Genomic DNA, 25,922 nt, shown 5'->3' with positions numbered 1-25,922 from the left:
TTATCTACATTTCTCAATCTGCGAAATCACCATATCGAAAGTGGCAGCTTAGATCTGTTTCGCAAACTCTGTCAGCGATTGGGACATATGATTGATCTCGTCCATCGATGCATTAAGCTGTTGTGTTAATGCTGCTTGCGATTGCGTGAGCGTCGTCATATTGCTAATCTGTTGCAGGATTTCTTCGATCTGATCTTTCATTTCAGTCAGACTTTTCTCAATATTCTCGGTAGCATCAGCACTATGGATCGCCAGCTTGCGCACTTCGTCGGCAACAACGGAGAAGCCGCGTCCCAGTTCACCAGCACGGGCAGCCTCGATGGATGCGTTTAGACCGAGCATGTTAGTCTGGTTCGCAATCTCGCGGATAAAGGTAGAGATGTTTTTCGTTTCATCCGCACTACTTTTCGCCTTGTTGGCAGCTTCGGTGGAATGCTCTTGTGCGGCAGCCAGATCTTGCGCCTGCCCAGTAACGGAATTGATCGCAATCGTCATTTCGCTAATCGATTGCGACAGCTGCGACATACGCTCAGTCATCGCATCAACGACATGATCTTTGTTCTTTTCAAACGTAATATCGCGAATCGTACCGGCAACACGCAGTGGCAATCCTCTCGCATCGCGATTCGTTGTGCCACCTGCATGATACCAGCGGTACTCACCGCTCTTGAGCTGTAAACGGTATTCGATGGAAAACGGCGTACGCCCCGTATGATCGTTCAAATGCGCAGCAAATGCGTCTAGGGACATTTGTTTGTCTTCTGGATGCAGACGATCGCTCCAGCTGCTCAATACGTTCGGGAAATCGCGCTCATCATGGAAACCCAGTGTCTGGCGGAATTGTGGTGACCACCAGAACTCATTGTTCGGATTGATCGGATCACCGGCTTCAACGACCATATCCCAAGGTGCTTCTACCAGTGCTTTGTTAATCAGATCGTAGCGAGTAACGAGCATTTGCAATTCTTCGTCTCTCGTGCGTCTCTCATGCACATCGAACAGTGCTCCAGCGATACGCAGCGGCACACCGCTGTTGTCGCGTACTGTTGTACCTGTTGCACGGAACCAGCGATATTCGCCATTTTTCAATTTGAGACGGTATTCGATATCGTATGGTGTACGTCCGCTATGATCCAGCAGATGATCAGCCAGTGCCTGCAATACCCAATCGGTATCCTCAGGGTGCAGACGGGAAGCCCAGCTGTCGAGCACATCCGGGAAATCCTGTACATTTTGGTAGCCAAGCATATGGCGGAATTCATCTGTCCACGTGAATGCATTGTTCGGATTGACTGGATCGCCCGCTTCGACTTCCATATCCCACAGACCGACATGGATCGCTTTAGTAACTAGATTCATCCGCATCGCGATACCTTGCTTTCTTTGACGAACGATATGCACAGCCTGACTGATATTTTCGACAATCTCGCGCATAACAGGATCTTCGGTCTGTAGTTGCAATGGTGCTGTTGGATCTTGAGCGAGGCGACGACTGGCTTCCAGCAATTCCTGTACAGCGGACGAGTTCTTTCTTGGGGCAAAAATGGACATATTGTCTTCTCCTTTAAACCGCCGGATTCATTACTACGGCGTTTTACGAAATGGTCGTGCATAAAAGTAGGTAACTTGGAAATATGGCAGCAACGTATAATAAAATTATGGTTTATAAGCTAAGTCTATTTTTAGGTATCAGGAACTATTTTATTATAAAATTAAAACTTTAGACTCATGAGTTTATAAGAATTTTAAACTATGATTCGACTTTTTGAAACATTTTTCGCGAAATTTTATAAATTTTTTAACTTTGTTCCAAAATATGTATAAATAAGTTACCGGAATAGATATGCGCTGTTTATAATCCTTATTCCTAGCGGATGTATGCACTTTTGAACTGGTCTGCTTTGCTGATATAATGAAGCCAATATGAATGTTTCTACTTCGGCGTTTGCATACAGGAGGTATCATCATGCAACCTTTTACGAGACGGGTTATTGAAGTAATCTCTTCCATTCCGACCGGGCGGGTCATGAGTTACGGTCAGGTTGCAGCAGCAGCCGGTAGTCCGCGTGCTGCACGTCAAGTGGTACGGGTACTGCACTCGATGAGCGCTGCATACCATCTACCATGGCACCGGATCATTAATAAGCAAGGCGAGATCTCCATTCAGGATGATGAATCTGCGTTTGAGCAGCGGACAAGGTTGGAGGAAGAAGGCGTGGAATTCACGCTAGATGGACGTGTGCAGTTGGAGCGATTCACATATGACGTAGACGATATGGAGCAAACAGATCATACAGAACAAGAGCAAGAGAATACTTGTTAGTGTCATACTCTAATTGGTAATCCTCCAGCCCGCATACAACAACAGCAGGATGATCATTCATTTCTTAATACTTATAGAAAAGCCCGCATTCCCCTTCGTCGGTTGGGGAATGCGGGCTTTGATAATAAGATCGTCTTTGTTAAAGTCAGCTCAGCAAATCTTCGCGTAGCGGGGTAAAGGAGTCTAGCAGGATTCCCGGTGCCAGTGCCTTCGCAGAATGTAGCGCTCCGGCAGGAATAGCCAGTGCTTTCCCGGCGTGCAGCTCGTGAACTTCGCCATCAATGACGAATTGGAAACGTCCTTTCATGCAATAACTCATCTGCTCATGTGGATGAGCATGCTCGCTGCTCTTGGAACCCGCTTCAAAGTGCACTTCCATCATCATTAGCGATTGTCCCGGTTCGAACACTTTACGGCGAACACCAGGTTCAACCAGCTCCCAGATTCCAACATTGTTCAGGCTTACATTACTCACAGTACCCAGCTCCTTTTTTATAAAATGATGTTAGATTGATGGTAATTTAAATAACCGATTCACGGTATTTATGTATGAAAACCTACCTTCAATCTACAACGCAATGAAATCATATCCACAGAAACGACTGATACACATAATAACATGTTTGAAAACAAAGATATAGTGTATTAAATCACAAAAAAATAAAATGTGTTTGTAGTTATTTTATACTACATTTATTGAAAAAAGTCGATTTTTATCGTTTGAAAGACAAAAAAATGACCAAAATCCGCAGATTTCGGTCTACTTTTATCTATTATGCCATTAACATGACACAATATCGTCACATTATAGTTGTGTTTCATTGTGGGATTGTATGTGATTTTCTTGTGTCATTATGTTGGTTTGTGACAATGAATCAATCTAGAATGCACGAATCGTACCGCCATCTACCAGTAGCGATTGTCCCGTCACATACGTATTGGCAAACGAACCGTAAAACATCACCATTTTGCCAAACTCTTCCGGCGTGCCAAAGCGACCAAGAGGAATGGAATGTAGCGATTGCGCCTGCACTTGCTCTACTGCAACGCCCTCTGTCTGTGCACGGCGGCTGTCCAGCTCCTGCATTCGTTCGGTGGCAATGCGCCCGGGTGCTACCGTATTAATCAGCACACCTGCCGCTGCATATTCCGATGATAATGTCTTCGTCAGTGCCTGAATCCCTGCCCGATATACATTGGACAGGATCAATCCGTCAATCGGCTGCTTGACCGAACTGGAGGCAATATTGACGATTCGACTCTCACCCGCCTCCTGCAAAAATGGCAGCGCAGAACGAATCAGACGGATCGTGCTGAGCAGATTACTTTCAAACGCACGCTGCCATGCCGCATCATCCATATCGGCAAATGATCCCGCTTGCGGTCCGCCTGCATTCGTAATCAGCACATCCAGCCGTCCGTAATGCTTCACTGCCGCATTCACAGCGTTCTGGATCTGCTCGCCGTCACTCACATCCATCAGGACGTAATGAACATCGCGTCCGGTAACTTCCTTAATCTCCGCCGCTGCTTGTTGTAGATGTTCTGCATTTCGGCTGGCAATTGTCACGTTCGCTCCCTCACGAGCAAATTCCAGCGCGCTTGCTCGTCCCAATCCTTTGCTGCCTGCGGCAACAAACACACTTTTCCCATATAGATTCGTTTCCATAATCTCTCTCCTTTTTCCATTTATTGTTTCCTTTAATGGAGTGTTGGTGAAAACAGGAAAATCTTTATATCCATTTTTATACACATTAGGAACTTACAGATATATGAGATGCTAAATTTACTAGTTCTTTGTCAAACTTTGCCCCGGAAGTCTATCGTATTTTAAAAATCCGTCCTATAATCATTATAGATTTACGCTTGTCTGACGATATATAGTATATCTTTTCTTTTATACATTTCTGATAACGTTCTACTAGATCTGCACATATCTTCCTTTATATCGTTCCCCATACATACATATCATGCTTCAGCAGCTATAACTCTATGGACGCACTCTGCATACTGATCATGATAATTCCTGAATAGATGGAAGTGACCATATTGAGGCTATTACCCATTACCTCGCTCCAACCCGGGATGCGATTGGCAAGAAAAATATATAATGACGAAGGTGTCGTACTGCTAGCAGAAAGTGCTGAACTGACTACCGGCATCATCCGTAAGCTGTATAACCACGGGCTGGATTATGTCTACATTCAGGACAAGGACACCGATGATGTTATGGCGGAAGACATTATTTCCGCTGAAACGAAACGACGCGCACTCAAGGAAATACGTACACACTTTTGCAGATTGGCTGATCCTAACACCCAAAAGACGATGTATCCCGTCATTGGCAAGTCATTTGCCGGTATCGTAGATACGATTCTGAGAGAACTGAGCAGCAATCCAGAAGTGATGGTTATGCTGATGAGCATGCATACAAAGGATCATTATCTGTATCATCATTCACTGAATGTTTGTATTTATACATTGTTACTAGGCAAGGTGCATGGCTATTCTACGGATGAGCTTCGCGTGCTTGGTATCGGTTCCTTACTGCATGATGTCGGCAAAGCACATATCCCGAATGAAATTCTGTTCAAACCGGGCAAGCTGACAGATGACGAATATAATACGATCAAGCTGCATACCGAATACGGATTCAAAATCCTCAAGGACGAGCCAGGGATTCCACTGCTAGCTGCTCATTGTGCGTACCAGCATCACGAGCGTCTGAACGGAAGCGGGTATCCACGCGGCATCAAGGAACCGGATATTCATGAGTATGCGAAATGGATCGGCATTGCCGATTCGTATGATGCGCTGACAACCAGCCGGGTATATCGTGCGGCTATGCTGCCCCATCAGGCGCTGGATGTACTATATTCCGGTTCTGGCACGCTGTACGACCGTTCCATGCTGGAAGTGTTCAAAAGCCGGGTTGCCATTTACCCTATCGGTGTAACCGTCACACTCAGCACCGGATTCAAAGGTGTAGTCGTGCATATTCATTCCGAGATTCCGCAGCGTCCTATCGTGCGTATCTTATTCGACGAACAGGGCGAGCGTCTCACGGCTCCATTTGACCTTGATCTGCTCGCCCATCATTCGGTTATGATCACAGCGGTAGAAGGCATGAATTCGCATATGCCCTCACCAACCGTTTGACCGTGATTCATTGTGAAGACTCAAATCATCAACAATTCTCGAATATCCTGCTCTGTCAGCGCCGATAATTTTGCCTGACCGGGCTGGATCATTTGCTGTACCAGCTCTTTCTTCGTTTGTTGTAGTTCCAGCATCGTCTCCTCTACCGTTCCACGAGCGACCAGACGGATCACCTGCACTTTGTTGCGTTGCCCCATCCGATGCGCCCGATCGGCAGCTTGTTCCTCCACCGCCGGATTCCACCACAGATCGTATAGAATGACCGTATCTGCACCAGTCAGATTCAGCCCGGTTCCTCCCGCTTTTAGCGAAATTAGAAATACATCCTGTTCCCCTGCATTGAATCGTTGACACAGCTCCAACCGCTCAGCAGAAGGAGTATTCCCATCCAGATAAAAGTAAGACGTCTGCTGTTCCCGCAACCGATTGCCAATAATCTTCAGCATGCTGGTAAATTGGGAAAAGATCAGCATCCGACGCCCGGAATCTCGATAATCCTGCACGACTTCCAGCAACTGCTCCAGCTTGGCAGAACTACCTTCATATCCTTCTACAAACAACGACGGATCACAGCATAATTGCCGCAAGCGGGTTAATCCAGCAAGGATGCGGATCTGATTTTCGGCAAAATTCTTCTCATGCAGATGTTCCAGTGCATCCTGCTGTAGCTGCGCGAGATAGGCAGCGTATAGCGTCTTCTGCTCTGGCAGCAGTTCGGATACCAATGTCGTCTCCTGCTTGTCCGGCAATTCGTGCAGCACCTGCGACTTCATGCGCCGCAGTACAAATGGGCGAATACGCGCCGCAATGACCGCATGATCCAGATCGGCAAAATGCTTGCGCGTGCCTAGCAGCTTCGGCATGATCACATGCATGATCGACCACAGCTCATAGGCAGAATTTTCGATTGGCGTACCAGTCAGGGCGAAGCGGTGCTTCGCCTGAATCTTGCTCACCGCGCGGGCAGTCTGCGTTAGCGCATTTTTGAAATTTTGCGCTTCATCGACGATCAGCGTATGGTACGCATGCGTGCTAGCCCACTCAATATCGCGGCGCAGCAGCGGGTACGAGGTGACAATCACATCGAATGGCTGCTGCTCTGTACCGACATTCTGCTCGTACGTATCCGGTTCTTGCGCCAGCACCTGCTGCCAGCGCTCTGTGCGCACTTCCTTGCTGCCGTCGATCAGCAGCACCTTCAATTCCGGGGCAAACTGGTTCAATTCGTACTGCCAGTTGTATACGAGCGACGACGGGGTAACGACTAGCACGGGACGCCCACTACGGCGAATATCATCTGCCATTGACAGGATAAACGCTATACTTTGCAGCGTTTTGCCTAGTCCCATATCGTCCGCCAGAATACCGCCAAAACCGTATCGTGCCAGCGTTCGCATCCACTGGTATCCAGCATGCTGATAATCGCGCAATATAGGTTCCAGCGAAGGTGGGACCGGATCATCGTGACGACCCGGATGCTTGATACTGTCGAGCAGTCGGCGCACCGAGCGGTCGAAGCGTACATATTCATTCTCATCCTGCACATCCAGCGTTTCGATGCCGTATATAACAGGCAGTTTGAACAGAATGCCCTGTTCCAGTGGCTCTGCTACATCATCGGGCAGCGCCATTCCTGTTTTACGGATAAAATCGGCGACCTGTTGAAACGCCTCATCCTCCAATGGCAAAAACGATCCGTTCGGCAGCCGATGATACCGCCGCTGCTCTTTCAGCGATTGCAGCACTTCCACAATCGCCGCCTCGGGAATACCATCCAGCTGAAATTTGAAATCCAGCCAGTCATGCCGGTGATCGGTATGCACACTCAGGCGTGGTGCAGATAGTGGATGCTGGATGCGTGTTTTGACGATAGAGGTGGCATACACATGCAGCAGCTTTTCCAGCTTGGGTACGGTGCGATACAGAAATTCATACTCCGCTTCTTCATCGGTCAGAAAATAACCGCCTTCGGTCGCGGTGAATTCCGCTTCTTCCATGATCTGCAAAATCTGCTCTTCCCGCTCTCCGTCACGCAGCAGAATGCGTTCCTGTTCATCCTTGCCCTGTTCCGGCTCTAACGGATTTAGCACAACATCCCCATATTGAAATTCCAATCCTGCCAGCAATCGGTCGCGCACCCGATCCAGATACAATCTCGCTTGTAGCGGTGTCTGTACAATCCGGTCGGAGACGCCGCGGGTCAGTTGTACCGTGCCTAGCTTCATCAGACCGGGAATGACCTGCTGGACAAATGGCTCCAGCTGCTCCGGCGATAAAGTTAGCCGCTGTTCGCCGTTCTGTTCATTGCTGTAATGCAGCAGCGTTTGCAGACGACTCAAGCGGCGGCACAAATCTTCGTCCAGCAACCATAGCTCGGCTCCATTTAACACTGCACCGTATGCTTCCAGCACGATCATAGACTGCAAACCGCGCACGATTAGCTCACTGCGGCGATCAGCTTTGCTTTGCTCGTTATTACCGCTCTTCGTGCGGGCAGTCTTCACAGCGTCCAATGCAAAATGCAGCGGTAACATGCCCTGCTGGCAAAGAAGCGGCAAGTCCTGTTCGCCAACCGCGATGCGTGCTGACGGACATTGACGCAGTGCGACCAGCAGACTGTGCCAGTGAGATGCGGGAATGATCAGCATCCGTTCGTTGATCGCGGACAGAGTGCTTTTGCCTGTCTTGTTTGCCTGTGTAGATAATGGAATGGCGCGAGTATAACTATTGCTCCCCTCTGGTCGACCCGATTGGCTTGTACGTATCGATGTGGAATGGCGACGTTGCCTGTTGTTATGGCTGTATGCCTCGTCCGGTTGTTCATCCTCGGCAATCTGTAGCAAGTGACGAATCACTTCGTTATCTGCATAAGTGAAGCTATGCAGTTCCGGGTCATAGCTGAAGCGTGCTGTCAGCGGATAGCTTTCGCGGCGGCGAATACTATCTAGCAGACTGCGCAGTTGACGCACAACATACAGTCGCTTCGGTCCCGCCTTCATTTCGATACCTAGCCGATATTGACCGTTGCCATACGCGATCGGACGGCAAATAAACTGCACCGCCAACTCATCCCGTGTTTCCAAATATCGCCGTCGTCCAGCCGCACGCTGAGGCGGTCCGGCAAACAAAGTCAGCAGTTCACTAGCAAGCTGCTGCTCATTCATAGCTGATAGATCGCCAGTAGCATGTGCCTCATTCTCATTGGTAGAATGAACAGAGCGATGAATAGGATGATGAACGATAGCGCCTGTGTTCTCGTCAGGCAAATCTGTACGTCTAGTATGATCGTCAGGTATCTCATTGATCTGCTCTGAACGATTCCGTGTTGCTGTTGCCGATGTGGATGTCGACTCAGCTGTTCGTGGCACAATCAGTTGCGGCGGCTCCTGACGTAATCGGGATTCATGTACATGAATCAGAACTGCCGCGATATGCTGACAATAATAGCGATACGATGACAATGTGGGACAGGTGCATACAGCCTGCACATCGCGTCCCTCTTCCATACGTAGCGATACATGCTCAATCTCGCTGGCTTTGACTTGTACGTCCGCTTCGTATTGCAGCAGATGATCGTCATACATCGTAAAGCCGACTTTGCCATCACGGTAGTAGGACATGCCTTTGGTATAGGACGTCTTGCCGCACCATTGCTGAATGGTGGACAATCGAAGTTGTTGGCTCATAGTGGGAACTCCCCTCCTTGCTGCGCCGCTAAATATTTATTTACTTGGGCAAAATAATGTGGACTTCATCACCGGAGCGAATCATACCCTCGCGTTCTACCGAGCAGACAATGCCGCGACGTTGTTTGGCGGCGGGAACGAAGCGCGATTTGATGCCTTCGATGCCGCTGACGCTCTCGATCACTTTACCGGGCAATATGCACGGCGGGTTCTCGCCTTCACAGATCAGCCCCGTGCCATCGGGAAATAGTATTCGTGTACCGAGCGGCAATGTGGTGAGCGATTCCAGCCCTTTGAGCATGATGTTTGCGCCCAGCCATTCTGCCTGAATCTCCGGTAGCTTCATGCGGGCAGCGATCTCTGCGCATTCCTCATACGAGATGATGCTAATCTGGCGGCGGTTGGCAATCATCGTGCCGCGTTTGTATATTTTCTGGCGTACATCGGCGGGGCGCAGCAATCCGTAATGGCGGTCGCCCGGAATGCCTGCCAGCTCCACTTGAATTTCTGGCAGCGGACGGGTTACAAAGCTGCCCTTGCTATCGGCGATCAGTACATGTTCAACAGTAATATTTGCGGTCATCGGTCATCTCCTGAACTGAGTTCTAAAATGGGTTATAAGGTGTAGATGTGAATAGGGGTGCATTTGTTCGGTTTGATCTGTAGTTCTATGCTAACAATAGTGAGCGTAAGTTTAAAGTGCGGAATGTATGTTTTGCTTTATTTTATAAAAGGTATTTGTCGTGACGGGAATCGTGGACTGCTCCGAGCCAATGATCATATCGCAATGAAATACAAAACCGCCTTCTGCTCCATACAGGAACAAAAGGCGGCTGGTAGAGAGGTATGAGTTTGTCGGTACAACGATTACTGCCTACTGAATGTCCATAGCAGGCGAAGAAAAGCGATCTGGATGAAGGCATATTTGGTATGATGGAATGTTTGGCATGATACAATCTCTGGATTACAGAATCTCTTGGAACATGCGAATGACTTCCTGCTTGTCCGGCTGATACGGGTTGCCGGGCGCACAGGCGTCCTGCATCGCATGATCGGCGAGCAGCTCCAGATCAACCTGCTCGACGCCAAGTTGTTTTAGTTTGGAAGGAATGCCTACTTCCTCCGCCAGTATGCGAATGGCGCCAATCAGTTCTTCGGCGCAGCGCAGATCGGATTTGTCGGTAGTGTCGATACCAGCAGCACAGGCGATCCGGCGGAATTTGGATGCGTCGCGCTTGGCATTCTCATTCTCGACGATTGGCAGCAGCATCGCATTGCACACACCGTGCGGCAGATCGTAGATGCCGCCCAGCTGATGCGCCATCGCATGCACATACCCAAGACCAGCATTGTTGAACGCCAGACCAGCGAGGAACATCGCATAGCTCATCTGCTCGCGTGCTTCGATATCGTGTCCGTTGCGCACAGCACGCGGTAGATATTTAAAAATAATCTCCACTGCCGCCAGCGCAGTCGCATCGGTAACGGTAAAAGCGCCGGGTGTAACAATTGCTTCAATCGCATGGGTCAGTGCATCCATCCCCGTTGCAGCGGTCAAGTCTGCTGGTTTGTCCACCATCAGCTCGGGGTCGTTGACCGAGATGCTAACAAGACAATTTTTGTCGACCATCACCATCTTCACGCCGCGCTCTTCGTCGGTGATCACATAGTTGATCGTATATTCACTTGATGTGCCTGCGGTGGTATTGATCGCTACAATCGGCACGGATTTGTTTTGCGTTTTGCCAACGCCCTCGTAATCTCGCAGATCGCCGCCGTTATTCACATACAGACCGATTGCTTTGGCAGCATCCTGCGGAGAACCGCCGCCGATCGAGATAATAAAGTCGCATTGATGATCGCGGTAACATGTTACACCGTCATACACATTGCGGATCGTCGGATTCGGCTTGACGTTATCGTATACTTTATAGTCAATATCCGCGCCCTCCAGCATATTCAGCACCTTGCATACCGTTCCGTTATGATTCAAAAAATGGTCAGTCACGACCAGCGCCTTTTGAAAACCCGGTTCCGTTATAAAATTACCTAGTTCCGCCAAACAGCCTTTACCCATCAGATTTGTACTTGGCACATATACCACATGCGTACTCATCGTTATTCCCTCCGCTATCTATTTTGAATTGCTTTGACTGTGACTGATTGTCTTTACTTTCTCATGATAGCACGGTGAGATAAGCACTATTGTGAATATAATCACAACGGGATGGGTATACGTGAAAATACTTTGAATTGTTTTAGTATGGATTTGATCCATATGGTTACGCCTGTTCTTTTAACTGTCTCATGTGTACGGCTGCAAGGCGACGATACACAATGGTGAGCAGTACAATTCCACCAATCATGCTCAGCGATACTGGTGTCGAGAGCGCTAATACTTGCGTCGTACTCAGATGATGGATCATCAGAATCTTCACACTCACTTCTAGCAGCAGTCCGATGCCCCAGATCCATGTCATATTGCGCATGACACGGCGGAAGTATGGATACTGCCAGTTCTCCTCCGGTGATACCGAACGGGCAAACCGTGCCACCATGTAAAAGACTAGCGGGCGCGGCATCAACAGCGATCCTAGAAACAACAATCCAACGGCGGCAGTAATGAACGACTCTCTCATCAGTAGCAGTTTCTCACTGCCACCCAGCAGTACCATCACTAGACTAAGTACAAATCCGAATAACATCAATCCGCCAAATACGTCCAGTTTGCGATGCTTCCATATACTGCGCACATTGTCCAGCAGCGGAATCAGCGTAGCGATCGATAACGCGAACAATCCGCTAGTATGCGGCAGCAACCACATGTACACTAACCACGGCAATACCCCATTGATCACAAGCGTAAGCAGGGTGGAGCGATTCAACAACAGATTGGACAGATTGGACATCATTCTCATCTCCCGTATCAAAGGTATGTCTTTATGATACAGCTGCCGCGGGACATGTAACTCTACCGATAGATGGAATGTATCTCCACCTACAGGTTGAGTTTGTTTATATTCCGTTTACATGAACTTGCAAAGCAAGCGATATTCCATCATCTGTTGCCATGAATATGAACAGTAGACTTTTTGCTATACCGAAATATTTATGCAAACCTTCGCTATATTCAAACGTATAAAAGGTTACATCCTTTTACAAAAAAGGATACTGCATGCCAAATACTTATACCCAAGCTATATACTGCTACCTTGTCCATTGTTCATTTTCAGACCTATTCTCAGTTCATCGAAAGGGGCTTTTACTATGTCACAACCGATCATGGAACGCCGTTGGAGCAAGCAGTCATGGCTGGATGCGACCGTCGATCTAGTTTTGTCTTTTCCCAGTCTAATCTACCGCGGTCTGGCTGTTGCACTATGCTGGCTATTTGGCTGAATATATGATTCCAATAAGAAGAAAATAATGACACTCCTTCTATTTGTAAGCAATTTCATATGTAATTTACAAAATAAACATGTAGACATAACAGTACTCTTATATGATCAATACATCATATGAATACATATAGGGGTGTGAATGATGAACAAATCTTCTCTGAAAAAAGCGGCACTGGCTGCCAGCGCTGTAGCAGTATTAAGTCTGCCACTGCTAGCAGGCACCGTACCAACAACCGACGCAGCAGCGACAACCAAGGCTACAACTGCTCAAACGACGCCTGCCAAAGCTCCAACGTCAACCACCGCCAAAGTCACCATGCCCAAAAATGTCATCCTCTTCATCGGCGATGGCATGGGTGAAGCGAGTCGTAATGCAATTCGCTACGCCACTGTCGGCAAACATGGCACGCTGGAAATGGACAGTCTACCCGTCAGCGGACTCGTACGCACCAGCTCCAGCGACAATCTGGTGACCGATTCCGCAGCAGCAGCGACCGCAATCGCCACTGGCGTGAAAACGTACAACGGCGCCATCGGTGTCGATGTTAACAAGAAACCAGTGACAACCATTATGGAACTGGCAAAAAAAGCCGGTATGTCGACCGGCGTCGTAACCACTAGCCAAGTAACGGATGCGACCGGAGCCGCCTTTGGCGCGCATGTGGAGAATCGTTCCGCGCAGAGCGATATTGCCAAGCAGTATATCGAGAACAGCAAGATCGACGTGCTGCTCGGTGGCGGGGAAGACTTCTGGTATCCGAAAGGAACGCCCGGTGCTCATGCCGATGCGCCAGCTGAAGATCCAACTGAAGCCAGCAAAGGTACACAGGGCAATCTAGTCGAACGTGCCAAGCAACTCGGCTATACTTATGTGACGGACAGCACCGAGTTACAAGCAGCCAAAGGTAGCAAATTGCTCGGTCTGTTCGCCAACGAAGAGATGTTTCAGGCACATAACGAACTGGGCAACAAGTATAATCCAATCGTCTCCTTGCCAGATATGACTACCAAAGCGCTAGATGTGCTATCCAGCAACAAGAAGGGCTTTTTCCTGATGGTAGAGGAGGAAGGGACGGACGAGATGGCACATGACAATGATGCCGAATTGACGATCAAAGCAGGTCAACAGCTCGACAAAGCAGTCAAAGTTGCCAAAGATTACGCCAAAAAGCACCCTGACACACTTGTCCTCGTTACCGCCGATCACGAGACTGGCGGCATGGTGATCGAAGGCGCCGACGATGAGGACGAATCTGGCGATGGCGATTCCAAGGAAGATGGACCGTTTACCGTTGCCAATTCGCAGGAGACATTCTATATCGACTGGACAACTGGCGGGCATAGCGCAGTCGATGTCGCACTGACCGCTATGGGTCCCGGCTCCGATCAATTTAGCGGGAACTACCAGAACACTGCCATTCACGATAAGTTGGTCAAGCTGCTGAAATTAAAATAACTCCGGCATATCATTACGTTCAGCGATGATGTCGATATTCACCAAAACACACGAATCATCTACTCAAGTAGTTGATCCGTGTGTTTTTCATTTTACCAGTGCATTGTTAATGGTATGGTATATTTATACAAATTAGAAATGATTAGAAAGGAGTTCGAACCATGAAGCCTTCGATCACAGAATTACAAACACAGTTACAGCAAGAACTAAAGCAACGCAGCGAATCAGAACAAGTCGCCGCCTTACAAGATATGATCCGCAAACTACAAGACCATTCGCCGAATACTTCCACTGATGTTACAGCGCAATATCTAAAAAGCGACTGGCAACGACTCAAAGAATATTTTAGTAATCCGCGTGTAGCCTTATTATATCTGCTAGCAGCCGCTATGCCTGTGTTGTTATTTATCACCTTTATTTACGTGGCGCTATGGGTGGAATGATTGGGATCAAAGCTTGACGTTACATATTGCATCACCGGTTCTTCCCGCTGTCCGTCTACGATATCAATCAGCGCCTGAAACAGATTGGGTGGATACTCCGCAATCCGGTGACACAGATACAAATACCACTCCTGCCCGTAGGTGAGATACACACGTACGGGCTGTTCTTGTTGCCGCAGCTGCACACACAATTCTGGGCGAATGCCGTACAACAATTCAAACTCAACACTCGCTGCACCACTCCACTCCAGCTCCAGTAACGATGCAATCAGCGACTCATCATGCGTAGCTACCGAAACATGACAACCACGCTCCACCACCAGTCGGAACAGCTCTATATAGCGCTGATCCAGCTCTGCCGAACGCGATAGCGATATGTCGCGTGGCTCCTCATACGCCCCTTTGACTAGCCGCACATAGGCACCAGCGGATAACACTGCTGCTGCATCTTCCAGCGTACGATGCAAATGTGCTTGTAGCGTAATGCCGATCAACGGATACTTCGCGACGGCTTGCTGATAGATATGCAAAATATATTCCGTTTTCGCCGATTCCTCCATGCTGATGAACAATTCAATGCCTAGCGGCTGTGCTAGCTCCCCGAGCTGTAGCAGATGCTGGAGCGCCAGCTCCTTGTCCAACAGCAGTCCGATATGCGACAGATCGAACGACACCCGACCGCTTATCCCCTGCTGCCCCATATTCATGATCAATGTTGCCAATTCTTGTGTAGCATGTTCACATTCAGCAAGGGTGCGTGTATTCTCCCCGATATATTCCAGCGAGACGGCATATCCGTCATGACGTAGACGCTGTGCCACTTCCAGCGCCTGTGATTGCTGATCTCCAGTCACATAACGCGCCGCTGCACGTTGTAACAGTCGATATAACTGCGGATTATGCTCCACACTGGATTTAACATCTGGTCGGCGGGCAATGGATTTTAACGCTACCGCCGCTTCGGTCATCACTTGCTGCTCTCTATTGATTGGATTCATACCAAATCCCTCCCTTTCCGTACACCTTACCGGAAGAGAAGGACAAAATATTGTACAAAATTGCTCTGACGACGATCTCAGACACATTGTAAAACGTTGTACTGCTGGCAATCGTCTACAAGATGATGCCCGGTCACAACAAGTCGTCTACAACATGCTACCTGATCGCAACAAGTAACTTTTATTATCTATCATCGATCATCGACGTGTCCCTGCTGTATCGTGGAATATCCGTATCCTATAAATCCAACTAGAGCTTTGGCTTACACCGATACTTTATACCGGCGCGGCGTAACACCGACAATCCGCGTGAACATACGGGTAAAATGGCTCTGATCGTAAAATCCCGCTTCCGCCGCTACTTCAGCAATCGGGCGCTGACGATGCAGCTCGGCTTTGGCGTAATTGATGCGCAGCACGTTTTGATACGCATGCGGCGGCACATGCTGCCACTGCTTGAACAGCCGAATCAGATGAAATCGGCTAATATCCGTCACCTGCTCTAATTCCTCCAGCAGCACCGGTCGGTCAAAATGTGCATGCAAATAATCGCGGACGATACCAATATACTTGCGATCCTGCTGAGTAGACATCTGCTCATGCTCCAGATCGCCCTGCTCTGTGCCAGTAATTCTGTGCAGCAGCGAGATTAATGCCGTTTCCGTTTCAAGCGGCTCGCTACCGTTCATCAGTGTCTGTATCGCTTGCTGCATCGGCAGCAGACAGTTGCGGTTCTTTCCCTCTGACAGCAAATACGGAATATGAATCTGCTCTACCTGTCGCCGCTCCATTCCGTTTAACCAGTCCGGGTCGATAAATAACATGTCGTAGCTCCACGCCATCCCCTGTTCCGGGTGACACGCATGCAGCATTTGCGGCGGAAAGCTAATCATCCGTCCCGCTTCCACCTGCAACTCCTGCCCATCGCACCACGCATGCGTACGCCCGCGATGAATATGCCCAATCGAATACTCCTCATGAAAATGCCGATGATACGCTAACTCGTCCGCCCGGCATCGTTTCCCCTCCACAAAAGGCAACTGCGGATGACGGTAAAAGGATACATCTGCCATGCAATCTTCCCCCTTTTGTCCGTTGCATCTATTACGTTCTTCTCAGTATAAAAAAAAGGATCGGTTCAGGCAACATCTGCCTGACCGACCGTAATATGTGCATATTTCATTGACGACTATTCGTATCGCTATCCAACGAGCAAGCCATCGCAAAGCTATGATCGCTCTACCAAAGCAAGCACGTCATAATAGCGCACTCTACGTATGAAGCAAGCTGGAAAGTTGATGTGCGAATATACAAATACTACTTTTGCAGAGCTTCCAGAATGAGGCTATTCACATTGGAGTTGAACAGCAGACCAATGTGCATGACGCCAACGATACGGATATTGTTTGCACCATCCAGAATGGACAGATAGTTGCTAACTACCTGATCGTTCAGCGTATAGATCGAGGTTACGTCCACACCTGCGGGTGCGCTATTCGTTGTGAGGCGGTTCGCACCACCGAGGGTGATCAGCTTGTCGACTTTATCAGCACCGCCGTAGTTCAGGATGTAATACAGGCTGTTTGCGCCGCCCATGCTGTGCGCGACGATATTAACTCTGGTGCTACCGGTGCGTGCCAGTACATCGTCTACTTTACTGCGGATTGCTGCGGCGTTCAGTGTTTGCACACCGTTCTTCGTAGGCAGATCAATCGCGTACAGCTCATTCGACGACCAGCCCTGACGAGTCAAATAACTCTCAATCGCTGTAAAATTACTCGCAGAACCGCCCAAACCATGCACGAAAATAATCGGTGTATGTGTCGTTGCCGCGCTGGCAGACGGCGCATTGCCCCATAATCCAGTTAACGAAACAAGCAGCGCTATAATGATCGTCAAGCGCATGTTTATTACAGATTTCATCATATGTATTCTCCTTTATCATTCCAGTAAAGTCGGCTGATTGGCTTCGCATCATCTCGCATTTCCGTTCAACCGCCATTTTGATTCTTATTCCTTTTATGTATATTTTTAGGAATGCGATCTTGACTACTATATAATATGCTTACTTGGTATGTCAACTTTGAAAGTCTATATTTGGTATAAAAAATCCCTGTTATGTCGATGGTGACACAACAGGGATAGTAGTAGATAGCACGTATTTGCTTGTAGATTAGCCGCGGAATGGCGTGATCGTAAATGCAAAGCTCAGATCGGTATCTGCTGGAATACGGTATTCCGGGTGTACTGGTGCGCCCCAGCTATCGTCGCCGCCGACGCCCATTTGCTTGCCTGCGATTGTGACGACCGTATAATGCACAGGTGGCAACTCATACAGATGCGCAGCACTTTCCAGTTCAAATGCGGTGTATGGCGAGATATTGCACTCTACCGGCGCGTCTGCCGGAGACGTAATGCGCAGACCTTGCCGGTTATCGTTGGTAATGTCCACACGACGGACGCCCGTACGATTGCCGCTCTCCTGCGGTACAACATAGCCAGATACGTTATCGGCAGCATCATTTTGGAAAGTGCCCAGTCTAGCACCAAATGCGCGGTCGATATAGTTCTCGTCTGGTCCCATTGCGTACCAGTTCAGATGATGGTAATCCGCCGGGATTTTGAACGACAATGCTACGATAGGCAGATCCGGTAGACCAGCGGCACCAGCATAGCTAGATTTCACATGCAGACTGCCATCACGGTACACAGTGTACACAGTCGTCATGCTCACATCCGGGTGAATGCTGAACGCGTATTGGAACGTAAACGTAACGTGGTCGTCCCCTTTGTCCAGCTGCATACCGGTACAGCGACGAGTCAGACTGGCGGCAAACCATGCGCCTGACGTAAAGCCCTGTGCCGTTCCGCGATCATTGTCCGTCGTCGCACGCCAGAACAGCGGTGCTGGTGGTGTGGAAATATATTCGCGTCCATCGTAGCGCAGCGACGTAAGACTGCCTGCACCACGCGAGAACATGATGCTGTAATTGTCACCATGTACGCCCACATTCACATCGCCCTCAGCAATACGCAACTCACCGATACGAACCGGATTCGGCTGTGGCTGTGTATGTTCCACGATAAACACATGCTCACCAAATGCCACTTCATACCCAGCTTCTGCCCATAGCGTCGCCTGCTTCAGCAAGAAGGACGCATGGATGGCATATTCACCTGCCAGCTGAGCTGTCTGTGGTAATGTAACTGCTACATGCTGCTCTGTGCCTGCCGCCACCTGTACATCCAGCTGCTGCTCATGCACCAGCACACCTTCGCGGTACAGACGATACAGTAGCGTATACTCGTCCGTTCCGGCAAACAGATTCTCGTTACGCACAGTCACCCCTTGTTGATCCGGGGTCAGCTTCAGATTCTGATACAGGAATTTGACCTCCTGCATTTTCGGAGATACCTTACGGTCAGCGTAGACGATACCGTCTGTACAGAAGCCATAGTCGGTCGCACGGTCGTCATAGTCGCCGCCGTAAGCGAGATATTCGTCGCCGTAGCGATTTTTCTTCATCACCGCTTGGTCGATATAATCCCAGATGAAGCCGCCTTGATACAGCTCATATTTGTTTTCCAGCTCGGTATATTTGTGCATGCCGCCAACGGAGTTACCCATCGCGTGCATATATTCGCAGCTAATATATGGCTTTTGCGGATCATTGTTCAGGTATTCCTCAATATCGGCTGGCTTCGCGTACATGCGGCTCTCCATATCGCTACTATCGTCAAAGTCGCGATTGTGGAATACGCCTTCGTAATGCACGAGACGCGTCGGATCGGTTGCGCGGAAATAATTTGCTACATTCAGGATCACCTGACCAGCATACGACTCATTACCGCATGACCAGATGAGGATCGACGGATGGTTCTTATCGCGCTCGACCATCGAGATCGCACGATCCATCACGATATCTTGCCATTCCGGCAGATCGCCCGGAATATTCCACGATGGCTCTACCGCACCCAGCTTCTGCCACGAACCGTGACTTTCCAGATTCATCTCGTCGATCAGGTAAATGCCATACTGATCGCACAGCTCATACCAACGCGTCTGATTCGGATAATGCGATGTACGTACTGCATTCATATTATTTTGTTTAATCGTACGAATATCCCACAGCATATCCTCTTCGGTCACTGCACGTCCGGTGCGGCAGTTGAATTCATGACGATTGACGCCTTTGAATACAATGCGTTTGCCGTTAATGCACATCACTTTGTTAATCATTTCAAAACGACGGAAACCTACATGCTGCGGAATCACTTCGGTCAATTCGCCAGCCGCATTGTACACAGAAATGTACAGCGTATACAGATACGGTTGCTCCGCATTCCAAGTGGATACACGATTCACCGTCGCGTGGAAGCTAGCTTGTCCGCCCTGTTCACCATCCGCAAATGCCGCTTCGCCAGATGTCACTACATTGCCAGCAGCATCTTTTAATTCCAGTACCGCTTTGGCACCATTTGCAGATTGTCCCTGCTCTAGCGACAGTTTCACGTTCAATTGTCCCTGCGTATAGGCATCATCCAGACCAGCATGCACATGCAGATCCCGTACATGAACCTCTGGCACCGTATACAGATACACCTCACGGAAAATACCGGAGAACCGCCAGAAGTCCTGATCCTCCAACCACGATCCGGTACTGCGTTGATACACTTCCACTGCCAGACGATTCTCGCCCGCTTGCATGAACGGCGTCAGATCAAAGTCCGACGGCGTAAAGCTATCTTCCCCATATCCAACAAACTGCCCGTTCAGCCATACGTAAAACGCCGATTCCACACCTTGAAACGAAATATATACCGGACGTTCCCCATCTAGCTGCTCCGGCAGTACAAAATGCTTCACATAGCTGCCTACCGGATTATAATCTTCCGAAATAAACGGCGGACGCAAATTCTCCACACCATCCCACGGATACATCGTATTCACATACTGCATCTGCCCGTAGCCCTGCGTCTGAATATGTCCCGGCACCGCAATATCGCCCCAACCCGCACAAGAAAATCCATCTTTATAAAAATCCTGCGGACGCGCCGCCGAATTGATCGCATAATGAAACTTCCAATTCCCATTCAGCGAATACCGCCAATCCATCTCCCCACCAGCCTGTGCCTGCTCCGCCGACCGATAATACCGATGATCCGAATACGCATCCACCCGATTCACCGCAAACACCGACGTATCCGCCAACCACTCCAGCGAAGCCTCATTCACACGCTGCTTCCCACGAACATGCACGTCCGCCTTACTCATACTCATCCACTCCATCCCGTTAAAATACTCACCCAATTATTATATCCCGCCACCATCAACCATTTTAATATAATAAAATCGCGCATAGAAAATTTCTATATTCTTATACATTAACAATCCTAATCTCACTACAAATGTCAAACAAAATCCAATAGTTCTAGCCACAAAACCCAACTCCAAGCTACAGCCCTTCCAATCCTTCCCTACTTCCTCACCCAGAGTGAAATCATTTACGCTGTGCATGGAAAAGGGTTGGGGGGGTGCGCCGGAGCGGAGGGGAAGGGAATTGTCCTGAAAAGAGCGAAGCGCTCGCATGTAAGGACTGGATATTCTCCGCCTAAGCGGAAATTCAAAATATCCAGTCCTTAACGGCGACACTTCAGGACAATCCCTTCCCCGGAGCGTTCCAGCTCACACCCCCAACCCATCTTTTCCATAAAACCAGCGCAACATCATTTCACCGATCCAACCATACCTGCCACAAAGTGCTTCTGCATTAAGAAGAACACCAGCGCTGTCGGAATCGTCGAGATCACAATCGCAATCATAATCACACCGTAATCCGGTGCATAACTTGATCCGAGGTTGGAGATCAGCAGCGGAATCGTCTGATTCTCCGGCGTTTGCAGAATAACGAGCGGCCACAGATAGTTGTTCCAGCTGGACATAAATGTAATGATTGCCGCAGCCGCATATGTCGTTTTCATCGTCGGCATATATACGCGGAAGAACAATCCTAGCTCGCTCAGCCCATCCATCCGACCTGCTTCCAGCAAGTCTTTCGGGAACATCTTCGTACTTTGACGGAAAAAGAAGATCAGGAACGCAGTCGTCATCGTCGGAATTACGACAGCCGCTGGCGTATCAATCCCGATGAACGAAACCACATTCGTAATTTTGCCGAACATCCGGTACAACGGCACCATCAGCGCCGCGAATGGAATCATCATCGACAGCAGTAGGATATTGAATACGATATCCTTCGCTTTGCTGCGATATACTTCAAAGCCGTAGCCTGCCAGCGAAGCGATCAGCAGGGCAAGAATCGTAGTAGATACCGCGATCTTCGCCGAGTTCCACATCGCATTCCAGATGTCGACTGAGCTAGCGAGCTTGCTCAGATTCTCGATCAGATGACTGCCCGGCAGCAGTCGTCCGCCAGTCACATCCACCGATAAGTTCGTCGAGCTAACAATCATCCAGAAGAACGGGAAGATCGAGACAAATGCAGCGATGATCAGAAACACATACGTAAAGGTTAATTTGGTTTTAGCCATTGCGCTCACCTGCCACTTTGAACTGGATAAAGGAAAGAATGATGATCATAATTACGATCGAATACGATACTGTTGCCGCATAACCAAAGTCTGGCGAATATTTAAACGACAGATTGTAGATGTACTGCGAAATACTCGTCGTCGCGTTACCCGGTCCGCCCTTCGTAATATTCACAACCTCATCGAACAATTGCAGTGTACCGATGGTGGATGTGATGGACGTGAACAGAATGATCGGTTTGAGCAGCGGAACCGTAATGCTGAAAAATTGACGTACTGCCGAAGCGCCGTCGATGCGTGCCGCTTCGTAAATAGAGCTATCGATATTTTGCAGACCGGACAGGTAGAAGATCATATTGTAGCCCGTCCAGCGCCATGTGATTGCGAGAATAATCGTTACTTTTGCCCAGAACGGATCGGTGATCCATTGAATCGGTGCGCCGATGACATGAATATTCATCAGCAGCGAGTTGACCAATCCATCCGGTGCGAACAAGTATTTGAATACAACTGCATAAGCAACGAGTGATGTGATACACGGCAGGAAGATCGCCGTACGGAAAAAGCCTTTGAATTTCAGGTTTTTGTCATTCAGCAGCACCGAGATAAACAGTGCCAGCAGTACCATCAGGGGCACTTGGAAAATGAGATAAATAAATGTATTTTTGACGGCGGTCAGGAACATACTATCTGTTAGCAGACGCGTATAGTTCTCGATACCGTTAAATTTCAAATTCATGCCGGTTCCCGTCTGGAACGACAGGATCAGCGCTTGGATCATCGGATAGAAATAAAAGATCACAATCATAGCGGCGGCTACGCCAACGAACAGCCAGCCGGTTACGCCTTCTTTGACCCGATTGCCCATGCGGGAACGGGTGGATTTTTTGCTCGGATTCAGAGCGGGTTCTGCTGTCTTCATCTGGTTTCATCTCCCTCATATCGCCGGTTTGCTGCTTGTCTATGTGTAGTGGCTCGCCTGCGGTTTCCTTCGGTATATCCATCTCAACCTATCGATACGGAAAAATAAAACCTTGAACCGTTAAGCCCAAGGTTTTATCTCTCGTTCATTGCGTGTTGCGATTATTTCAGCTGGGCTTCAGCCTGTGCTTGTACATCATTCATCATCGTATCGACGTCTTTGCTACCGTTCAGGTAGTTTTGAACTTCGACTGCCATGATGTCTTCAATTGCGTACGTGTGAAGACCGTAGTTTACGTTTGGAACTTCTTTCGTCCATTTTGCAAAGTCGGCATATACTTTTTGACCACTGAAGAACTCGTCTGGTTTGTCATATGCTTCGTTTTCGGAAGCAGTTTTCAGTGTACCGATGATACCGATTTTGGTCAGCATATCGTTGTACAGCGATTTGTCAGAGCCGAACGTGGATTTCAGGAAGTCTGCGGCTGTGTCTTGTCCGTCCATATTCATGACGTACCAAGAAGCACCACCGATGTTAGAAGCGTGTACGGAATTAGCTACGCCTTTCAGTACAGGGTAAGGAACAACTGCCCATTTGCCGGATTGAGACGCTTCAGCTTTTACAGAAGGTGTGATCCAGTTACCAGTTGGAACGCTGGCTACATCGCCTTTGTTGAAGGCAGCCAGGAATTGACTCCAGTCGGAGTTTGCTTTGACGATGTTAGCATCGTACATCGCTTTGTATGTTTCCAGTGCCGTTTTCAGTGCAGCATTGTTCGCGATATTCGGTGTCGTACCATCTTCTTTCAGGTACCAGGAGCCTGCGGATTGAATCATAGAACGAATCAGACCGAGGTCATTGGGATCTTGGGTCAGCATGTCTTTGCCAGTAGCGGCTTTGACTTTTTTACCGATTTCGATGAATTGATCCCAATCGATGTTTTGCAGATCAGCTACTTTGTAGCCTGCTTTTTCCAGATAGTCAGTACGTACATACAGACCCGTTACGCCGGAGTCAAACGGTACACCGTACTGTTTGCCTTGATAGCTAGTAGGACCTGCTTTGTAATCTGCGAAGTCGGATGCTTTGATGGAATCGGACATGTCGCGGAATGCGTCAGGATACGCTTGCAAGAAACCTTGGGAACGATAGTCCTCTATCAGTACGATGTTTGGCAAACCTTTGGTAGTACCGGAGTTCAAGCCAGTGTTCAGCTTTTGTACGATATCCGCTTGTGCATTTTCGACGATATTAATCGTTACGTCTGGATGGTCAGCCATGTATTTTTCTTTGGCAAGATTCAATGCGGCGATGTTAAAGTTCGGGTCCCATGCCCAGATAGTAATTTCTTTTTTGCCCGGATCGGAGCTTGCGCTGCTGCCGCCACCGCTGGAACATGCGGACAACAACAGTACGCTTGCTAGTAAAAGGAACATCCATTTTTTCATTTCTGTTCAACCCCTGCTCTTATATGATGGAATACCAACTTGATTGAAAGCGCTTGCTTATTGACAAATTTATCTTACCATTCCCGTTCCGTCGGTCGTTAGGAATATCTTTATGCGGATTTGTGATATTATTGGTTCTATTTTTATTGGTAGCGTTATCATTTGGTACTATATTTACTTTTTGGTACATTTTTTAGATACATTTTAAAATAGATATGACTTTGTATCCGTTTTTATCTGCTTTTTCTCATTATAGATGTGGAAATAACAGACTGGATATTGGCGATTACAAGAATTACATCTGGGCTTTGGCAGCAAAAAACAGCCGAACCTGCATACTGCTGCGCAGGTTCGGCTGTGATCAGGACAATCGGATGAATGATGAACCGCCGGGCGCGGCGGATCGTATATGCTGCCAGTATTGCTAGCGCTGTCTGTCTGTTCGGCTTCCCCGTCTACATTATGCAGGAATCGAACACGAGGTAGATACTGGCTCTGCTTATTTGACCGGCTTCTCTTCCGGTATGTTGGTAAAGCGATTTTCTGTCTGTGTCGTGCCAGTAGGAGTCGTTGTTGTTGACGGCTGAATCGGATTATCGATATACCCGTAACGCGATACGCCGTTAGCTGTCAGATTGTCGAAGAATACCACTTTACTCAAAATGCTCGGCATCGTTCCATCTTCCTGCTCAATGCTGTACGGCAAGAAGAACAGATTGTTCGATGATTGTTTGGTCAGATCCAGCTTGGCTGTCCATACCAGCTCGCTGTGATTGTCCTTCATTTCATAGTAAGAAACGACATCTCCACGTTGTTCAAAGAATGGGTAGTATTGTCCTTCTGGGAAATAATAGCGGTAGATGCCGCCGCTCTCCTCAGACGGAGTGAAGCTCTTCAGTCGGTTAATGCGCGGAATTGTCACTGCTGCCTCACGCGCTGTTGCCAGATCGGTACCGCTCAGTTGACGCAAATTCTGATCCGGTGTTTTGGCAACATAGACGATGCGCGATGTCGCATTCCAGTACACCGTCGCTTGTGCGGCTTCTGCGATAAAGCGCAGCGGCACCATTGCCCGTCCGTCACGAATCGTCGGCGCAACCGGCAGTTGAATCGTGCGGTCGTTGATCGTTGCAGTCGTCTGTCCGATGACCAGCGTGATCACATTGCCGTCCTGACTGACGGTTACCGTTTGATTAATATTGTTCCATATCGTTGAATTGCCCGGTATGTACTGTAGCGCCTTGATGGGAATCATCGTTGTACCGCGGTCCACGTAAGCGGTCACACCGACATAAACGGTCGAATTGTTGACGATAACCTGAATGTCCGGTGATGCCGCTGCTGCCTGAACCGTGCCGGCTCCCATACTAAAAACGAGCGCGATCGATAAAATCAGCCTGGAAAATGTTTTCATCATATTCTATTCCTCCATTGATCGTCATACAAACCAATACACTGCCGTGCACGTAAATGTTGCATAGGCTGTTTGTATGCCAACGCCGTGTTTTGCGGTTCCCGCTCCATCCGTATGCCG

At 48.6% G+C, this 25,922-nt stretch carries 20 protein-coding genes; 5 read left to right on the top strand and 15 right to left on the bottom strand.

Translation table 11 applies throughout. From position 1 onward, the window contains the following. Positions 1 to 48: 48 nt before the first annotated feature. Positions 49 to 1,545 (bottom strand): PAS domain-containing protein, encoded by a 1,497-nt coding sequence (locus tag ACE3MZ_RS01165; protein WP_411346662.1) that lies wholly within the window; start codon positions 1,543 to 1,545, stop codon positions 49 to 51. Between the two features lie 421 nt (positions 1,546 to 1,966). Here ACE3MZ_RS01165 and ACE3MZ_RS01160 point away from each other — a divergent pair, with 421 nt between their 5' ends. Then, positions 1,967 to 2,323 (top strand): MGMT family protein, encoded by a 357-nt coding sequence (locus ACE3MZ_RS01160; protein ID WP_411344731.1) that lies wholly within the window; start codon positions 1,967 to 1,969, stop codon positions 2,321 to 2,323. 145 nt (positions 2,324 to 2,468) lie between these two features. Here the strand turns inward: ACE3MZ_RS01160 and ACE3MZ_RS01155 are convergent, their stop codons facing one another. Beyond that, the gene (locus ACE3MZ_RS01155; RefSeq protein WP_411346661.1) at positions 2,469 to 2,783 is read right to left on the bottom strand and encodes a cupin domain-containing protein; all 315 of its coding nucleotides are present in this window, start codon (positions 2,781 to 2,783) and stop codon (positions 2,469 to 2,471) included. A 420-nt stretch (positions 2,784 to 3,203) separates the two neighbouring features. Further along, positions 3,204 to 3,992 (bottom strand): SDR family oxidoreductase, encoded by a 789-nt coding sequence (locus ACE3MZ_RS01150; RefSeq protein ID WP_411344730.1) that lies wholly within the window; start codon positions 3,990 to 3,992, stop codon positions 3,204 to 3,206. Positions 3,993 to 4,408: 416 nt separating this feature from the next. Here ACE3MZ_RS01150 and ACE3MZ_RS01145 point away from each other — a divergent pair, with 416 nt between their 5' ends. Beyond that, on the top strand, positions 4,409 to 5,482 hold the full coding sequence (locus ACE3MZ_RS01145) for an HD-GYP domain-containing protein (protein WP_411346660.1): 1,074 nt from the start codon (positions 4,409 to 4,411) through the stop codon (positions 5,480 to 5,482). 20 nt (positions 5,483 to 5,502) lie between these two features. Here the strand turns inward: ACE3MZ_RS01145 and ACE3MZ_RS01140 are convergent, their stop codons facing one another. The 4 genes from ACE3MZ_RS01140 to ACE3MZ_RS01125 form a co-directional block, all read right to left on the bottom strand. Beyond that, the gene (locus tag ACE3MZ_RS01140; protein ID WP_411344729.1) at positions 5,503 to 9,168 is read right to left on the bottom strand and encodes an SNF2 helicase associated domain-containing protein; all 3,666 of its coding nucleotides are present in this window, start codon (positions 9,166 to 9,168) and stop codon (positions 5,503 to 5,505) included. A gap of 40 nt (positions 9,169 to 9,208) precedes the next feature. Then, on the bottom strand, positions 9,209 to 9,751 hold the full coding sequence (locus ACE3MZ_RS01135; RefSeq protein WP_411344728.1) for an MOSC domain-containing protein: 543 nt from the start codon (positions 9,749 to 9,751) through the stop codon (positions 9,209 to 9,211). Between the two features lie 381 nt (positions 9,752 to 10,132). Further along, a complete protein-coding gene (locus ACE3MZ_RS01130; RefSeq protein WP_411344727.1) occupies positions 10,133 to 11,284 on the bottom strand; it encodes an iron-containing alcohol dehydrogenase in 1,152 nt (383 codons plus the stop codon). A gap of 166 nt (positions 11,285 to 11,450) precedes the next feature. Beyond that, complete coding sequence (locus tag ACE3MZ_RS01125; RefSeq protein ID WP_411344726.1) at positions 11,451 to 12,080, bottom strand: VC0807 family protein; 630 nt, start codon at positions 12,078 to 12,080, stop codon at positions 11,451 to 11,453. Between the two features lie 355 nt (positions 12,081 to 12,435). Between ACE3MZ_RS01125 and ACE3MZ_RS01120 the strand changes: the two genes are divergently transcribed. From ACE3MZ_RS01120 to ACE3MZ_RS01110, 3 genes are all read left to right on the top strand, one after another. Then, entirely contained in the window at positions 12,436 to 12,567 is a 132-nt protein-coding gene (locus tag ACE3MZ_RS01120) for a hypothetical protein (protein WP_411344725.1), read from the top strand. Between the two features lie 144 nt (positions 12,568 to 12,711). Then, positions 12,712 to 14,025: an alkaline phosphatase gene (locus tag ACE3MZ_RS01115; RefSeq protein WP_411346659.1), complete on the top strand. Its 1,314-nt coding sequence runs from the start codon at positions 12,712 to 12,714 to the stop codon at positions 14,023 to 14,025. Positions 14,026 to 14,186: 161 nt separating this feature from the next. Next, positions 14,187 to 14,468 carry a hypothetical protein gene (locus ACE3MZ_RS01110; RefSeq protein WP_411344724.1) on the top strand — a complete coding sequence of 94 codons (282 nt, stop codon included), beginning with the start codon at positions 14,187 to 14,189 and terminating at the stop codon, positions 14,466 to 14,468. On the opposite strand, the gene ACE3MZ_RS01105 is transcribed toward ACE3MZ_RS01110, so the two are convergent. The 8 genes from ACE3MZ_RS01105 to ACE3MZ_RS01070 all read right to left on the bottom strand — a co-directional run bounded on the left by ACE3MZ_RS01105 (position 14,444) and on the right by ACE3MZ_RS01070 (position 25,805). After that, a complete protein-coding gene (locus ACE3MZ_RS01105) occupies positions 14,444 to 15,466 on the bottom strand; it encodes a proline dehydrogenase family protein (protein WP_411344723.1) in 1,023 nt (340 codons plus the stop codon). The two genes, ACE3MZ_RS01110 and ACE3MZ_RS01105, sit on opposite strands and share 25 nt — an antisense overlap. 263 nt (positions 15,467 to 15,729) lie before the next feature. Beyond that, positions 15,730 to 16,539 (bottom strand): AraC family transcriptional regulator, encoded by an 810-nt coding sequence (locus tag ACE3MZ_RS01100; RefSeq protein WP_411344722.1) that lies wholly within the window; start codon positions 16,537 to 16,539, stop codon positions 15,730 to 15,732. Positions 16,540 to 16,783: 244 nt separating this feature from the next. Continuing rightward, entirely contained in the window at positions 16,784 to 17,389 is a 606-nt protein-coding gene (locus ACE3MZ_RS01095) for an esterase/lipase family protein (protein WP_411346658.1), read from the bottom strand. 250 nt (positions 17,390 to 17,639) lie between these two features. Then, positions 17,640 to 20,741: a glycoside hydrolase family 2 TIM barrel-domain containing protein gene (locus ACE3MZ_RS01090; RefSeq protein ID WP_411344721.1), complete on the bottom strand. Its 3,102-nt coding sequence runs from the start codon at positions 20,739 to 20,741 to the stop codon at positions 17,640 to 17,642. Positions 20,742 to 21,193: 452 nt separating this feature from the next. After that, positions 21,194 to 22,018 (bottom strand): carbohydrate ABC transporter permease, encoded by an 825-nt coding sequence (locus ACE3MZ_RS01085; protein ID WP_411344720.1) that lies wholly within the window; start codon positions 22,016 to 22,018, stop codon positions 21,194 to 21,196. After that, complete coding sequence (locus ACE3MZ_RS01080; protein ID WP_411344719.1) at positions 22,011 to 22,940, bottom strand: carbohydrate ABC transporter permease; 930 nt, start codon at positions 22,938 to 22,940, stop codon at positions 22,011 to 22,013. Before ACE3MZ_RS01080 ends, ACE3MZ_RS01085 begins: the two co-directional genes overlap by 8 nt. A 161-nt stretch (positions 22,941 to 23,101) precedes the next feature. Beyond that, entirely contained in the window at positions 23,102 to 24,388 is a 1,287-nt protein-coding gene (locus ACE3MZ_RS01075) for an ABC transporter substrate-binding protein (protein ID WP_411344718.1), read from the bottom strand. Between the two features lie 499 nt (positions 24,389 to 24,887). Continuing rightward, positions 24,888 to 25,805 carry a copper amine oxidase N-terminal domain-containing protein gene (locus tag ACE3MZ_RS01070; RefSeq protein ID WP_411344717.1) on the bottom strand — a complete coding sequence of 306 codons (918 nt, stop codon included), beginning with the start codon at positions 25,803 to 25,805 and terminating at the stop codon, positions 24,888 to 24,890. Positions 25,806 to 25,922: the final 117 nt, after the last annotated feature.

The sequence above is a fragment of the Paenibacillus sp. WLX1005 genome, assembly GCF_046603685.1.
GTDB lineage: Bacteria > Bacillota > Bacilli > Paenibacillales > Paenibacillaceae > Saccharibacillus.
The sequence above is the reverse complement of the archived record's forward strand: the minus strand, read 5'-3'. Positions and strand labels throughout refer to the sequence as shown.